The following is a 15,024-nucleotide window of genomic DNA, read 5'->3' on the forward strand; positions in this document are numbered from 1 at the left end:
ACTTGATGAATTGAACCATCATGATTTGGGATGAACACGTCATTCCCGCAGCTTCGTTTGAGCCAAGGTATCAACGCCGAATCTCAGGCGTTGCTCCCCGCGACTTCAGCCTTCCTGCTATTTTTTTGCTTGTTCACCAGCTACTTCATGCTGCGTCCGATCCGCGAATCCATGGGCATAACGGCGGGGGTGGAGAATTTTCAATGGCTGTCCACCGCGACCCTCTTCGTTATGCTCGCCGCAGTTCCCATGCTTGCCTGGCTCAGCTCCCGAGTGACACGCCTGCACTTCGTCGATTGGGTCTATGGGTTCATCAGCGTGAACCTGATGATTCTCGCCACACTCTCCCAAGTGCAAAGCGAAAGCCCGTGGATGGCACGTGTTTTCTACGTCTGGAGAGCGGCGGTGCAGGACGCCCCGGCGCCACTTCGATGGACAGTCCGAGCATCCTACCACCGGCAAACCTTTCAGCGGCTTGACGCGAGTCCTGAAGTCGCCCTACCTACTGGGTATATCCAGCTTTGTGGTGCTGCTCGCAACTTTCACGACATTTCTTTACTTTGAACAAGCACGTTTGGTGGCCGAGCTTTTTCCTGATCGTCTGGCTCAGATTCGCGCATTCGGAATCATCGACTTCATTGTCCAGGCTGGCGCCTTATTCTCGCAGCTATTCCTGACAGGCCGCTTGGCGGAGAGGTTGGTGGGGAGGCGCACGCTTCTGCCGATCGTGCCGCTGCTGGTGTGCATCGGTTTGATTGGGCTCGCGCTGGCACCAAGCTTTATCATCCTCACTGCCCTAATGACCGTGCGCCGCATCGGCGAATATGCCTTCGCCCGTCCGGGTCGGGAGATGCTCTTCGCGCCACTCGACGCCGAGAGTAAATACAAGGCCAAAAGCGTCATCGATACCGTCATTTATCGCACAGGCGATGCCATTAGCGGGGTCAAAAGTGCGCTTGATATGTTGGGCCACGGTGGCGGCCTGCTTGCGGTTGTCGGTACAGTGTGCGCATTGCTATGGGGTTGCCTGGGATGGAGGCCTGACAAGCAGGCAGATGAATCGAATGCTAAGAGTTTCGATTATGCTGCCGGACACTGCGACGCAAAATTTGCCGGTGGAGCGGGCGGGCGGTTAGAGATTCTGTAACAGCGCTTCAGCGAAAATGCGGCCGTCACAGACATCGCCCTGAGACTCAAAATCTCAGGCCGTGGCTGTCGTGAATTTTCATGTACTACAAACGCAAAAAGCTCCACAGCTACAACGACTGTCTGTCGCCAATAGCTGTAGAGCAAAAAACTGCATAAACACTGTCGCTAATGCGCGGGATTACTCGACCAATTCAGCTCACCCGAGACAGGGGCAAAAAGGCCCCTCCCCCCGATTACAAGCTAGGCAGCAACTTCGGCAACACCAGTTCGTTCAAGCAACGGGAAGCCAAAAGCTCGCTCGCCGCGTTGATATCCGGCGCGAAGAAGCGATCTTTCTCGTAGTAGGCCACTTTGCTGCGCAGACTGGTGCGGGCAAGCTCCAGCTTCGCCGAGGTCTTCAGACCTTCGCGCAAGTCTAGGCCCTGGCAGGCAGCTAGCCACTCTACAGCGAGCACGCCACGGGTGTTTTCAGTCATTTCCCACAACCGCTTGCCGGCTGCAGGGGCCATGGACACGTGGTCTTCCTGATTCGCGGAAGTCGGCAGGCTATCTACCGAATGTGGATGCGCCAGCGCCTTGTTCTCACTGGCCAGCGCCGCTGCGGTAACTTGGGAGATCATGAAACCGGAGTTCACGCCGCCATTAGCCACCAGGAACGGCGGCAGTTGCGACATATGCTTGTCCATCATCAGCGAAATGCGACGCTCGCTCAGGGAACCGATTTCAGCGATGGCCAATGCCATGTTGTCAGCAGCCATGGCCACAGGCTCGGCGTGGAAGTTACCACCGGAGATCACATCGCCTTCGGCAGCAAAGACCAACGGGTTGTCGGAGACGGCGTTAGCTTCGACGACCAACACTTCGGCAGCTTGACGGAACTGGGTCAGACACGCGCCCATGACTTGCGGCTGGCAACGCAGGGAGTACGGATCCTGAACCTTACCGCAGTTCTGGTGGGAGTCAGAGACTTCACTGCGCTCGCCCAGCAAGTCACGGTAAGCGGTAGCGGTGTCGATCTGGCTTTTTTGTCCACGAGCGGCGTGGATGCGTGCGTCGAATGGCGAGCGTGAGCCCAAAACAGCCTCAACAGTTAGAGCGCCGATCGCCAATGCACCAGCGAACAGATCTTCGCCCTCGAACAAACCACGAAGGGCGTATGCGGTGGATACTTGCGTGCCGTTGAGCAATGCTAGCCCTTCCTTTGCAGCCAGTGTCAGCGGCGTCAGACCGGCGACTTTCAGCGCCTCAGTCGCTTCCAGCCATTCGCCCTTGTAATGAGCCTTACCTTCACCCAGGAGCACAAGCGACATGTGGGCCAAAGGCGCCAGATCGCCGGATGCACCGACCGAACCTTTCAACGGAATGTGCGGATAAACCTCGGCGTTGATCAAAGCGATCAGTGCTTCGATGACGGCGCGGCGGATGCCGGAGAAACCACGGCTCAGGCTGTTGACCTTGAGCACCATAACCAGTCGGACTAGCGCATCGCTGATCGGCTCGCCAACACCGGCAGCGTGGGACAGAACCAACGAGCGCTGGAGGTTTTCCAGATCGTCGGTGGCGATGCGGGTCGAGGCCAGCAGGCCGAAACCGGTATTGATACCGTAGGCGGTGCGGTTCTCGGCGAGGATCTGTTCCACGCAGGCAACGCTGGCTTCAATCTGGGCCGAAGCGCTGTTGTCGAGGGTAATTTTCACCGAGTGCTGGTAGACATCACGCAGTTGGGCAAGACTCAGTTGGCCTGGGATAATGTTGAGTGTGTTCATGCTTTGGCTCCTTTAACAGGGGTGATCATTGGCAGGTTCAAGCCTTGCTCTTTGGCGCAATCTATTGCGATCTGGTAACCCGCATCGGCGTGACGCATCACCCCTGTGGCCGGGTCGTTGTGCAGCACGCGTGCAATGCGCTCGGCCGCTTCGTCAGTACCATCGCAGACGATTACCATGCCCGAATGTTGGGAGAAGCCCATGCCGACGCCGCCGCCATGGTGCAAAGAGACCCAGGTCGCACCGCTAGCAGTGTTCAGCAGTGCGTTGAGTAATGGCCAATCGGACACGGCGTCGGAACCGTCTTGCATCGATTCGGTTTCACGGTTCGGGCTGGCCACGGAACCGGAGTCCAAGTGGTCGCGACCGATGACGATTGGCGCGGACAATTCACCGCTGCGCACCATTTCGTTGAACGCCAGGCCGAGCTTGGCGCGCAGGCCCAGGCCAACCCAGCAGATACGTGCCGGCAGACCCTGGAAGCTGATGCGCTCGCGGGCCATGTCCAGCCAGTTGTGCAGGTGGGCGTCGTCCGGGATCAGTTCCTTGACCTTGGCGTCGGTCTTGTAGATGTCTTCAGCGTTGCCCGACAGTGCAGCCCAACGGAACGGGCCGATGCCACGGCAGAACAGCGGACGAATGTAGGCCGGTACAAAGCCCGGGAAGTCGAATGCGTTTTCCACGCCTTCTTCTTGCGCCATCTGACGGATGTTGTTGCCGTAGTCGAAGGTCGGAATACCCATTTTCTGGAAGTCCAACATCGCTTTAACGTGCACGGCCATGGATTGCTTGGCAGCTTTGACGACAGCGGCTGGCTCGGTCTTGGCTCGAGCGCGGTACTCTTCCCAAGTCCAGCCGGCCGGCAGGTAACCGTTGAGCGGGTCGTGGGCGCTGGTCTGGTCGGTGACCATGTCCGGGCGTACGCCGCGCTTGACCAGCTCCGGGAGGATTTCTGCAGCGTTACCCAGCAGGGCGATGGATATCGCCTTGCCTTCCCTGGTGTATTTGTCGATGCGTGCCAAGGCGTCGTCGAGGTCTTTGGCTTGCTCATCGACATAACGGCTGTTCAGGCGGAAATCGATGCTGACCTGCTGGCATTCGATGTTCAGCGAGCACGCGCCGGCCAGTGTTGCGGCCAGAGGCTGAGCGCCGCCCATGCCGCCGAGGCCCGCGGTCAGTACCCAACGGCCTTTGAGGTCATCGTTGTAGTGCTGGCGACCGGCTTCGACGAAGGTTTCGTAGGTGCCCTGGACGATGCCCTGACTGCCGATGTAGATCCAGCTGCCGGCGGTCATCTGGCCGTACATGGCCAGGCCTTTGGCGTCCAGTTCGTTGAAGTGTTCCCAGCTCGCCCAGTGTGGCACCAGGTTGGAGTTGGCGATCAGTACGCGCGGGGCATTGCTGTGGGTCTTGAACACGCCGACCGGTTTACCCGATTGCACCAGCAGGGTCTCGTCGTCGTTCAAGTTGGTCAGGCTTTCGACGATCTTGTCGTAGCATTCCCAGTTACGTGCCGCACGACCGATGCCACCGTACACCACCAATTCCTTGGGGTTCTCGGCCACTTCCGGGTCGAGGTTGTTCATCAACATGCGCAGCGGAGCTTCAGTCAGCCAGCTTTTGGCGGTCAGCTTATTACCACGCGCGGCGCGGATTTCGACATTACGGAAATGGGATGGCTTGCTCACCGGTAATCCTCTCGAAATGACTTTCTCAGCCTATTTATGGTTTAGCGCTACAGGTCGCGCATAAATATAATCATGTATATACAACCATAATCAAGCTAATTTTACTCGACTGTGGTTACAGACAAAGGGCAAGGCGATTTGTAGCTCATGAGCGACCAGGCAGTCGCTCGAAGGCACGGTGGTTACTTAAGGTTGCCGCTGAGGAACTGCTGCAGGCGTTCGCTCTTGGGGTTGCCCAGCACATCTTCAGGTGAGCCCTGTTCTTCCACGAGTCCTTGGTGGAGGAACAGCACCTGGTTCGACACCTTACGTGCGAAGCTCATTTCATGGGTCACCATAATCATGGTTCGGCCTTCTTCGGCCAGGCCCTGGATAACCTTGAGCACCTCGCCGACCAATTCTGGATCGAGCGCGGAAGTCGGTTCGTCGAACAACATGATCTCCGGCTCCATGGCCAAAGCTCGGGCGATTGCGACTCGCTGTTGCTGCCCGCCGGAGAGAAACGCGGGGTACTGATCAGCGACGCGAGACGGCAAACCTACCTTGTCCAGATACCGCCGGGCACGCTCCTCTGCATCCCTTTTGCTGACACCCAGCACCCGGCGTGGAGCCATAGTGATGTTGTCGACCACGGTCATGTGGCTCCAGAGGTTGAAGTGCTGGAATACCATCGCGAGCCGTGTGCGCAAGCGTTGAAGTTCTGCCGCGTCGGCCACATGCATGCCGTGGCGATCATGCATCATGCGAATCGGCTGGTTATCCAGCCCCATAGCGCCGTCGTTGGGCGTTTCCAAAAAGTTGATACAACGCAAGAAAGTGCTCTTGCCCGAGCCACTGGCGCCGATCAGGCTGATCACATCGCCAGTTTTGGCATTAAGCGAAACGCCCTTAAGCACTTGGTGGCTGCCATAGCTTTTATGCAGGTTTTCAACGGTCAATTTATACATGTTCGAACATCCTGAATTAATGAGCCGGGCCAAGGAAAGACAGCCAACGGCGTTCAGCCAGACGGAACAGGCCAACCAAAGAGAAAGTGACTGCAAGGTAAATCACAGCGGCGATACCGAACGACTGGAATGTCAGGAACGTTGCCGAATTGGCATCCCGGGCAACCTTGAGGATGTCTGGCACAGTCGCGGTGAATGCTACGGTGGTCGAGTGCAGCATCAGTATGACTTCGTTGCTGTAGTTCGGGAGCGATCGGCGCAGCGCAGATGGCATGATGACGTAGGCATACAACTTCCAGCCGCCTAGTCCGAACGCCTTAGCCGCTTCAACCTCACCGTGATTCATGTTACGGATCGCCCCGGCGAAGATTTCAGTGGTGTAGGCGCAAGTGCTCAAAGCGAAGGCAAGAATGGTGCAGTTGATTGCATCCCGGAAAAATGCGTCGAGCATGGGCTGCGACCGCACCGCTGCAAGGCTGTAAATACCGGTGTAGCAGATCAGCAGCTGTATATACAGCGGTGTACCGCGAAACAGGTAAGTGTAAAACTGTACCGGCCAGCGCACCCACAGGTTGCTTGAGACCCTCGCAATCGACAGCGGGAGTGCCATCAAAAAGCCTATGAAAAGGGAGGCGCTGAGCAGCCATAGGGTCATCGTCAGCCCGGTGATGTGATAGCCATCGCTGTAGAGGAAAGGCTTCCAGTATTCCTGCAGAAGTTCAATCATCGCACGGCCTCCCGGGTGCCTGCGGCATAGACGATTTCCAGCCGCCGCAAGACGTAATTCGATGCTGTAGTGATGACGAGGTAGATCAAGGCCGCCAGCACAAGGAAGAAGAACAGTTGATAGGTTGTCTTGCCGGCGTCTTGAGCCACTTTCACTAAGTCAGCCAGTCCAATAATTGAGACTAGCGCGGTGGCCTTGAGGATGACCATCCAGTTATTGCCGATACCAGGTAAGGCGAAACGCATCATCTGCGGGAACAGTACAAAGCGGAAACGCTGCGCACGGGTGAGGCCGTAAGCGGTGGCCGCTTCCATCTGGCCACGAGACACGGCCAGGATGGCACCTCGGAAAGTCTCAGTGAAGTACGCACCGTAGATGAAACCAAGGGTAATTACGCCCGCACTGAATGGATTGATCTCGACGTAATCCCATCCCAAGGTTGAGGTCAGTTGGGTGAGCCAGGTTTGCAAGCTGTAGAAGATCAACAACATCAGAACCAGATCCGGCACTCCACGAATCAGCGTGGTGTAAGCCTGCGCCGGGACGCGCAACAGCGCCGACTTTGAAAGCTTGGCACTGGCACCAATCAGGCCCAAAACCACGCTCAGCAGCAAGCAAAGGAAGGATAACTTGACCGTCATCCAGGTGCCTTGCAGCAACAGTGGGCCGAAGCCCTTGAGGCTGAAGCCAGACAGCCCCAGCATCTGCAATAGGTTTTCTAACATGGGGAAGCCCTTCGTTAATCAGAAAAACGCCCATCCTTGAATGGGCGTAGCGTCGTTATTTGCCGCTGTAAATATTCTGATCACCGAAGTGTTTCTTTTGGATGGCCGTGTAGGTGCCGTCGTCGTGCAGCGCCTGTATGCCCTTGTTCACTAGGGTTTTAAGCTCGGAATTGCCTTTGAGCAGACCGATAGCCGTTTCTGCTGGCAGCAGTTCGTGATGGACTGGCTTGCTCACTTCAAAGTCGGCGCCCTGCGGGGATTTCAGGAAACCCATTTCAGCTTGCAGCATGTTCTGAATCGAGGCATCGAGGCGACCCGTGACCAAGTCAGCGTAAACCTGATCCTGGTTTGCATAGGCCTGGGTTTTTACTCCAGCCTTGTTCAGCACGGCCTTGGCGTAGGCCTCCTCGGTGGTGCCTTGTTCATAGCCCACGGTTTTGCCAGCCAGCGTCGTGATGTCTTCACTCAAGCCCGAGCCTTTCTTGAAGACGAAGGATGTAGGTACTGAAAACAATTCGTTAGAAAAATCGATAACTTTTTCCCGCGAAGAAGTCACGGTCATTGCAGAAATCACGCCGTCGAATTTATTGGCCCTAAGGCCGGGGATCATCCCGTCGAAATCACTTTCTACCCATTTGCACTTGACCTTCAGTTCAGCGCAAATCGCGTTACCCAGATCAATATCAAAGCCCACAAGGCTGCCGTCTGCTGCCTTGGATTCGAAGGGTGCATAGGATGGGTCGACTCCAAAGCGCAACTCCTTGTACTCCTTGGCCGCAGCCGAGCCAGCCGCCGCGCACAGAGCCAATACTGAGAGGGTCAAAATAGATTTTTTCATTGTTTTTATTCCTAATAACCAACAGAAGCGCTTGAGGCGCACGAGTGCAGTTATGGAGCACGTGTGGCGTACACAGAACACACACGGACTGCGATTTACGGACAAGCGTGTCGAGACACATGGTTGACTCTACCGCGCAAACACATACTTGTACAGACAGGCACAGGCAACCAATCATCCACTGATCAGTTCGATTACTGAATGGCACCTAAAAAATACGAATTTTTCCCAGAAAGACAGGGGTGTAGGAGGTTTTTCTCTTGGATAGAGGAAGACAGTCAACCGTCCTGATTGCGCCGAACGCCAGCGGAATGCTTTGGAAGATGGATAAGGCAGTTGTACGAGGCGGATCAGCATTCAGCTGTCTGCGACATGATTTTGAAGTGACCCTTTAGCGACGCGGATCACTGCAATCTCTGGGTAGCTAGAAGCTACCACCCCCCTCAAAAGTTAAATGGATATGCGCAAAAAAACTAATTCATGGTGTTTTCCGACTCTGAGCTCCGCAATTCTTCGGGTCATGGGCAACAGAAACGCTTCCGTCCTAGATTCCGTCTGGAAAGCACGCTAGGCTGAACCCTTAGTTTCGGATGCGTCGCGCGCGACCCAGTCAGCCAAATAGCACCCGCTTATATTTCGTAAATTCGGATTGATTAGGCCTGTGGAAACAGTCCCCCCGGAGCGACAAATTGCCACGCAACCCGCTGCATTCCAGCACGGCTTTTGTGATCACTGTGCGGACTCCATGACCATCCTGACGGCCATTCCACCAAAATCCGGACACTGATTCCACGCTGATCCGGACACTCATTCCACGAGTATCCGGACACCGATTCCACGGCCATCCGGACTCTTTCAGGCAGGCAGCGACGCAGGAATACTCACTACTATCGCCCTCTTTTATCGAAGCGAAGAGGTCGTCGTGGAGCGTTTATCCATGCGTAAAATCCGAGAGGTACTACGCCTAAAGTTCGACGCCGGCCTGTCCGTGCGCAAGATCGCCAAAAGTTTATCCATTGGCCATTCGAGTGCGGGAGACTACCTTTGCCGGTTCGCTGCCAGCGGGCTTCAGTGGCCCATCGACCTCTCAGATGCCGAGCTGAATCGACGTCTTATTTCCGCCGGCAGTACCCGCGCCAAGCGACCAACGTCCGACGCCGGACTGGGCTCATGTCCACGCCGAGTTACGCCTCCCCGGCGTCACCTTGGCCCTGCTGGCAAGAGTATCGACTCGCCCAACTTCGACAATATTGGGGGTAATAGAGGAGTAAAAATGGATATGGCTCACTCTAGATGATGTTCGAAACATGGCGCAGTCGGGCTGCAATCTTGAATGCTGTATGTAAACTCCTAAAGCTCAATCCAGTTGGTCATTATCAAGATGACGGCGGGTAGTGCAACGCCTGCAAGCAGGGTTTGGCAAGCGATGATCCCTGCCATAAGCGGCGCATCTCCGCCCAGTTGGCGCGCCATGATGTAGGAGGATGAAGCGGTAGGCAGCGCCTGGAACATCAGAGCTGCAATGGCGGCTTTCCCTTCAAGCCCGAACACATGACAGGCTCCAAGCGTCACGAGCGGCATGAATAAAAACTTCACCAGCGACGAATAGCCAACCGGGCGTAGCCATTGCTTCATGCTTCCGAACTCAAGCGCGGCACCCACACAAATTAGACCGAGCGGTAGTGACGCCTGCCCCAAGGCTTTGAGCATCGGCTCAATACCAACCGGTAGTTCCCAGCCCAAGACCTGAATGAATCCGCCAGCGAAGCACGCTAGTACAAGCGGATTAAGTGCTAACTGGTTAGGGACTTTGCTGAATGACATCCTGCCGCCTGATCCGTATTTCGCGAAGACCAGCACACACAGGATGTTCACTGTAGGCACTATAGCCGCGTTCGCGACGGCTGCCAGTGCTACGCCTTGCACGCCGAACAAGCCCGCAGCAGCCGAAACGCCGACGTAATTGTTGAAGCGTATGCCACCCTGAAAAACTGAGGTGAATGCCGCATTGTCCTGAGTGATCAACGCTCTTGCGCCCAACAGCATTAGCGATACCACGACAGTCGACAATATGAGCACCGAGACCATGCTTTGAATGGGCACTCCATCAAGCTTGGCGGTCGCCAGTCCGTGAAAGAAGAGAGAAGGAAGCAACACGTAATATGCCAGGCGCTCTGCTTGCGCCCAAAAGGTCTCTGCCAAGAATTGGCGACGTCTGAGCCAAGCGCCCAGCACGATCAAGAGTGCGATGGGCAACAAAGCAGTCAATAAGGAGATGGTCATGCGCTTGCCTTGATTTTCTGCACCAACCGTTCACATCCCGCGATCATGATCGACTCATCAGTGGCGAAGGAAAGCCTGATATGCCCCGGCATCCCAAAAGCGCTTCCCGGAACGGTGGCTACGCCGGCTTCGAGTAAGGCAAGCGCGAAAGCCTGATCATCCTTGATCGATTTGATCCGGGGCAGGAGATAAAACGCACCCTCCGGGCACGCGACATCAATCGCCTCGCAGGCTCGCAGGACTTTCAGCGCGGCATCACGCCGCTGGCGATAAATAGCATTTCGCTCATGCACCAATGTTTGGGGCCCAGTCAATGCAGCCACCGCCGCCAACTGGCTCAAGGTACTTGTCTGAGTACAGTTCTGTGACTGAACCAAGCTTATTGCTGTGATCAATGGCGTTGGCCCACACCCCCACCCCACTCGCCAGCCGGTCATTGCGTAAACTTTAGACACACCATCCACGATCAGAATACGGTCTCTCAAGTCAGGCGCCACCGCCGCCAACGTTTGGTAGGGATCATCCGTGTAACGAATTTCTGAATAGATGTCATCCGATAGCACCATCACCCCTGGGTACTGGCGCAGCACTTCGGCGATGGCCAACAGTTGCTCGCGCAAGTAGAGCGACCCTGACGGATTGCCCGGCGCGTTCAAGACGACCCACTTGGGCGACTTTGCCAGGCGAAGAGTTGCCTCCAAGTGCTCTGCAGTGAGGCGAAAGCCTTCTTCTCTCGTAGTCGATACAATCAGCGGTCGGGCGCCGCACATCTTGATCATGGCGGGATAGCTTGCCCAATACGGCGCAGGAACAATTACCTCATCCCCCTCGTTGAGGGTCGCTTGAAAAGCGTTATAGATGATTTGTTTGGCGCCACAGCCGACGGTCACCTGTTCATCGGCGTAATCGAGGTTTCGATTGTCTTTCATGCGCATACGGATCGCGTGGCGAAGTGGCTCAATACCATTCGACGGTGAGTAGGTCAGGCGACCGCTGAGTGCAGTGTGCGCAGCCTCAAGGACGTGGGGCGGGGCGTTGAAATCCGGCTCTCCCAACGTCAGGTTGATGACATCCCGGCCCTGCGCTCGCATCAACGCCGCTCGCTTTGCCATTATCAGGATAGGAGACTGCAGGGCATTGTCTGCGGCAGGTAGAGTGATCATGTTGCCCTCAAGAAATCGTCTGGATGGGCACCACGATAAGAAGTCTGACTCTAAAATAAAAACGATTTAAAATTCAGCGACCAAAAAGTATCTCTCATGGATCAGCGTACGGAGAATACGCTTTCACGGCGTTCGCCAGAGCTGAAGCCAGTCGCCCAAGCGGACGGTCTTCGCGCTCCAGCAATACCACGCGCCTGGTTTTTTGAGGCGTGCCAAACGGCCCAAAGGCCAATGTTGTCAGGCTTTCGACTTGTTGCTGAGCGAGAGGAATGATGGATACGCCAAGTCCGCTTGAAACCATCTGGATAATCGCATCCTGGCTATCAAGCTCCATGCTGGTCTGCACCCGCAGCCGCATAGTGCGAAGCTCTCGCTCAATGGTTCGACCCGCCCAGGCGCGACGATCAAAGCGAATGAACGGCTGACTTTTGAGAAGAAGCTGCAAGTCCTCATGCGCGAGTGACACCGGCGCGATGATCCAGAATCCTTCCTCGTAAAGCACCGTGCTTGCCAGGCCATAAGGGTGTGGTTTTACCGGTTCTGTGGTGATCGCAACATCAAGCTCGCCCGCTTCCACGCGCGTGGACAACTCAGCAGACATGCCCGACGCAACAGTGATGCGCAGGTGCGGATGCTGGGCGCGCAATGCAGACAGTGCTAGGGGCAGGACGCCTGCTAGCGCTGTTTGGATGGCGCCGATTCTGAGCCTGCCGCGCAACTCACTGTCGCCGCCAATCTCGGATGAGATGCCGTCGTATAAGGCCAGAATTTCTCTGGCACGCTCCACGGCGATATGCCCCGCATCCGTCAGCACCGGCAACCGCCGTGAACGGTCAAACAGCAGTGCATTGAAATCCTCCTCCAGCGACCGAACATGCAGGCTGACCGCGGATTGGGTGAGATGTACTGCGTCCGCTGCCCTGACGAAAGAACCGTATTGAGCAATGGCAAGCAATGTTCGAAGCGCGCGTAATGACATAGCCATTCATCCAGCGAATTGATGGGCGAGCTTACCAGTTGGTGCATGCATGTTGTTTGGGTGAAGCCTTTCCTTCGCGTCCGAAAAGACCTGTGGCGAAATAGCGCACCCAGGAAAAATTTACTTCATTCTTTAAAGCGGGCTAAATAGCCGCCCCTTCGCGGCGATTTCATTTATGAGTTCGTTGAAACGCATCAGTCCCTGGATTGCCTGTTTGGCCGTCCTGCTCAATCTGTTCGTCATGCCGATGAGTCGTGCGATGCAGACGCCGGACGTGCGCCTGATTCTTTGGGGTGGCTTTTGTTCGGGTGGGAACTTGAGCGCCCTTCCTACAGACCTAGGCAAGGTGATTGATGCCTTGCAGCTTCGCCAGTCAAAACCTGTCATGCAGCACGGCGACTGCTGTTGCGGACATGTAGGGCTAGCAGCGTTACCGTCCAACTACTATCGGCATTACCTACCGCAGTACACCACCAATACCGCCCTCGAATATCCTGAACTACCGACGCTGCATCCAAGGATTCGTTGGCCCAGTCTAAGTCCGCGCGCCTCTCCCTTCGTCTGATCACAACACCGCTGACATCATCCGGTGCTGCCCTCTTTAAATTTTTAGCGACCTGCCAAGGACGCTGAACGCCCTTAAAGTTTCTTGATCATCAGGAAGTGCGTGCTATGCCTGCTCCATTTACTTTGCGTCACGCAAAGCGTTTTTCTGTGCCCCGTCCCCTATGGCCGCTGTTTTCAATAGGCGTGCTCGCATTAAGCCCGTTGTCAGTGGCATTAGCTGAAGCCAACAGAATCGAAAATTCTACCCTGACCCTGGGTGCGGTCAGCATTCAAGGTTCAGCCAGCGGCCCGTTAAGCACAAGTAGCGTACTCAGCTCAGTTGATATTCTGGGTGCTGACATACTTGAAAAGATGCCGGTCAACTACAGCTGGGAGCTGTTCAGGCGCGCACCAGGGGTTATGCTGACAGAATTCAACCAGGGCACCACCTCCGGCAAAATCTCCTTTCGAGGCTTCAACGGCGAAGGCGAAGTGAACGCTGTCAAATTGCTGATCGACGGAATCCCAAGCAACAGCAACGACGGCAACATGCCGTACATGGACATGATTTTCCCCATGGAGCTGGACAGCATCGAGGTCGTGCGTGGCACCAGTGATGCGCGCTATGGCCTGAACAACATTGCCGGCAACGTCAATATGCTGACCCGCACGGGTGGAGACTACGACAAGGCACGGCTTCGTTATGGCAGCTTCAATACGCGAGAGGCCCAACTGGCCAAGGGCATTGAAAGCAGCAACTGGACTCAAAACTATTTTTTCGCCTATCAAAAAGCAGACGGCTATCGGGATCACTCGGAAGCGGACAGGTTTTCGATGTCAGGCAAATGGTTCTACACGCCGGACGATGACAGCTACCGCATCGGCCTGATCGCTCGTCACTATGAAGCCGAGGCTCAGGAGCCAGGTTACCTGACTGAGGACGATGCACGTCATCACCCCGAAATGACCAACAGTCACAACGCTACGGACAAAGGCACGCGGCGCATGAACCAGGTCAGCCTGCATTTCGACACCGACTTGGCTGAGACGCTCGCCTGGTCAGCGAAAACCTACGTCAACACCTTTGACGACAGGCGCTGGACGCAATACTGGAGTACAAGCTCACAGCAGGAGCGTGACAACTATGAAACGCAATATGGCGCCCTCACCTCCCTGACCTGGCGGCCTGAAGTCAGCTGGCTACACGATTTCGCACTGGAAGGCGGTGCCGACATGCAACAGCAGCAAAACAAGAGTGAGCGCTATCGCACCAGAGACCGCACACGTTTAGCTACCACCCGCGACCAGCAGTTCGACTTCGATACATACGGCGCCTATATCCAGGCCGAGATCAAACCGTTTGAGTCTCTGAAGATCATACCGGCCTATCGGGTCGATAAGATCCAGGGCGATTTCACCAATGAAATGACCGGCATGGATTACGACATAAACGACTACGGGCTGATCAAGCAGCCGAAAATCAGCGTGGTGTATTCGCCGTGGGATGTGGCCAGCTTTTACGCGAATTGGGGGCGTACCTTTCAAGTGGGCACAGGGGCTGCGGCTTATAAGATTCCGCCCAGAGATACCGACCTAGCACCGTCGATCAACGAAGGCTGGGAAACCGGAATCAAGTTCACGCCGGCTGACTGGGTGGACGGGCGTGTTGCTTATTGGCAGCAAGAGGCTTCAGGGGAAGTAAGTCGCCGGCTGAACGACCCGAGCGGCGAATCCGATAACATCGGTGAAACGCGGCGGTGGGGTTATGACTTACAGATGAACCTGTATCCGAACGAACGCACGAATATCTGGATGGCCTACTCCTGGCAGTATTCGAAAATACTTGAGCCGAGTGCTACGTTGCCTAACAGCAAAGGCCAGGAAATCGACCACATCCCGCATCACCTGTACAACGCGGGCATCAGCTATGAGGCGACCGACGCATTACAGCTGACTGCCTGGATGAACGGCCAGACCAATTATTATCTGGAGCGGGAAAACACGAAGGGGACTTATGGCGGTTACGTACTGATGAACCTCGGCGCAACCTACCAAGTGACGCAGTCAGTGAGCGTCGACCTACAGTTGAAAAACCTCGCTAACCGACATTATGAATATGCCTGGTACGACCCGGACGGTGCCAAGGCATCACTGCATTCGCCAGGTGATGGCCGTGCGCTTTATACGGGAGTGACTGTGGACTTCTGATATGG

Annotated in this window: 11 protein-coding genes and 2 pseudogenes; 4 read left to right on the plus strand and 9 right to left on the minus strand. The window is 55.7% G+C overall.

The annotated features are described in order from the left end of the window. The first annotated feature begins 30 nt into the window (after positions 1–30). Positions 31–1,147, plus strand: a pseudogene (locus tag QYH43_RS19945) (NTP/NDP exchange transporter). Between the two features lie 235 nt (positions 1,148–1,382). On the opposite strand, the gene hutH reads toward QYH43_RS19945, so the two are convergent. From hutH to QYH43_RS19975, 6 genes are all read right to left on the minus strand, one after another. Beyond that, positions 1,383–2,915 (minus strand): histidine ammonia-lyase, encoded by a 1,533-nt coding sequence (gene hutH / locus QYH43_RS19950; RefSeq protein ID WP_301157902.1) that lies wholly within the window; start codon positions 2,913–2,915, stop codon positions 1,383–1,385. Further along, complete coding sequence (hutU, locus tag QYH43_RS19955) at positions 2,912–4,603, minus strand: urocanate hydratase (RefSeq protein ID WP_301157903.1); 1,692 nt, start codon at positions 4,601–4,603, stop codon at positions 2,912–2,914. The genes hutH and hutU overlap by 4 nt, the downstream gene beginning before the upstream one ends. Positions 4,604–4,785: 182 nt before the next feature. Then, entirely contained in the window at positions 4,786–5,550 is a 765-nt protein-coding gene (locus QYH43_RS19960; protein ID WP_301157904.1) for an ABC transporter ATP-binding protein, read from the minus strand. Positions 5,551–5,566: 16 nt separating this feature from the next. Beyond that, entirely contained in the window at positions 5,567–6,277 is a 711-nt protein-coding gene (locus tag QYH43_RS19965; protein WP_301157905.1) for an ABC transporter permease, read from the minus strand. Further along, a complete protein-coding gene (locus QYH43_RS19970; RefSeq protein ID WP_301157906.1) occupies positions 6,274–7,002 on the minus strand; it encodes an ABC transporter permease in 729 nt (242 codons plus the stop codon). Before QYH43_RS19970 ends, QYH43_RS19965 begins: the two co-directional genes overlap by 4 nt. A gap of 55 nt (positions 7,003–7,057) precedes the next feature. Continuing rightward, positions 7,058–7,840, minus strand: coding sequence for a transporter substrate-binding domain-containing protein (locus QYH43_RS19975; protein ID WP_301157907.1), 783 nt, complete (start codon positions 7,838–7,840; stop codon positions 7,058–7,060). A 937-nt stretch (positions 7,841–8,777) separates the two neighbouring features. On the opposite strand from QYH43_RS19975, the pseudogene QYH43_RS19980 reads away from it, so the two are divergent. Next, a pseudogene (locus QYH43_RS19980) lies at positions 8,778–9,079 on the plus strand (IS21 family transposase); the annotation flags it as partial. 111 nt (positions 9,080–9,190) lie between these two features. On the opposite strand, the gene QYH43_RS19985 reads toward QYH43_RS19980, so the two are convergent. The 3 genes from QYH43_RS19985 to QYH43_RS19995 form a co-directional block, all read right to left on the minus strand. After that, complete coding sequence (locus QYH43_RS19985) at positions 9,191–10,123, minus strand: AEC family transporter (RefSeq protein WP_301157908.1); 933 nt, start codon at positions 10,121–10,123, stop codon at positions 9,191–9,193. Beyond that, positions 10,120–11,286, minus strand: a complete 1,167-nt coding sequence (locus QYH43_RS19990; RefSeq protein ID WP_301157909.1) for a pyridoxal phosphate-dependent aminotransferase — start codon at positions 11,284–11,286, stop codon at positions 10,120–10,122. Before QYH43_RS19990 ends, QYH43_RS19985 begins: the two co-directional genes overlap by 4 nt. A gap of 94 nt (positions 11,287–11,380) precedes the next feature. Continuing rightward, positions 11,381–12,265: a LysR family transcriptional regulator gene (locus QYH43_RS19995; RefSeq protein ID WP_301157910.1), complete on the minus strand. Its 885-nt coding sequence runs from the start codon at positions 12,263–12,265 to the stop codon at positions 11,381–11,383. Between the two features lie 175 nt (positions 12,266–12,440). On the opposite strand from QYH43_RS19995, the gene QYH43_RS20000 reads away from it, so the two are divergent. Next, positions 12,441–12,830 (plus strand): DUF2946 domain-containing protein, encoded by a 390-nt coding sequence (locus tag QYH43_RS20000; protein ID WP_301157911.1) that lies wholly within the window; start codon positions 12,441–12,443, stop codon positions 12,828–12,830. 107 nt (positions 12,831–12,937) lie between these two features. Continuing rightward, on the plus strand, positions 12,938–15,019 hold the full coding sequence (locus QYH43_RS20005; RefSeq protein WP_301157912.1) for a TonB-dependent receptor: 2,082 nt from the start codon (positions 12,938–12,940) through the stop codon (positions 15,017–15,019). The last annotated feature ends 5 nt before the right edge of the window (positions 15,020–15,024 follow it).

Source organism: Pseudomonas sp. C32 (genome assembly GCF_030417915.1).
GTDB lineage: Bacteria > Pseudomonadota > Gammaproteobacteria > Pseudomonadales > Pseudomonadaceae > Aquipseudomonas.

Bases quoted from the DNA above. Each gene is read 5' to 3' on its own strand.
- hutH (WP_301157902.1), bottom strand. From the start codon at position 2,915: ATGAACACACTCAACATTATCCCAGGCCAACTGAGTCTTGCCCAACTG.
- QYH43_RS19960 (WP_301157904.1), bottom strand. From the start codon at position 5,550: ATGTATAAATTGACCGTTGAAAACCTGCATAAAAGCTATGGCAGCCAC.
- QYH43_RS19975 (WP_301157907.1), bottom strand. From the start codon at position 7,840: ATGAAAAAATCTATTTTGACCCTCTCAGTATTGGCTCTGTGCGCGGCG.
- QYH43_RS20005 (WP_301157912.1), top strand. From the start codon at position 12,938: ATGCCTGCTCCATTTACTTTGCGTCACGCAAAGCGTTTTTCTGTGCCC.
- QYH43_RS19965 (WP_301157905.1), bottom strand. From the start codon at position 6,277: ATGATTGAACTTCTGCAGGAATACTGGAAGCCTTTCCTCTACAGCGAT.
- QYH43_RS19985 (WP_301157908.1), bottom strand. From the start codon at position 10,123: ATGACCATCTCCTTATTGACTGCTTTGTTGCCCATCGCACTCTTGATC.
- QYH43_RS19995 (WP_301157910.1), bottom strand. From the start codon at position 12,265: ATGTCATTACGCGCGCTTCGAACATTGCTTGCCATTGCTCAATACGGT.
- QYH43_RS19990 (WP_301157909.1), bottom strand. From the start codon at position 11,286: ATGATCACTCTACCTGCCGCAGACAATGCCCTGCAGTCTCCTATCCTG.
- QYH43_RS19970 (WP_301157906.1), bottom strand. From the start codon at position 7,002: ATGTTAGAAAACCTATTGCAGATGCTGGGGCTGTCTGGCTTCAGCCTC.
- QYH43_RS20000 (WP_301157911.1), top strand. From the start codon at position 12,441: ATGAGTTCGTTGAAACGCATCAGTCCCTGGATTGCCTGTTTGGCCGTC.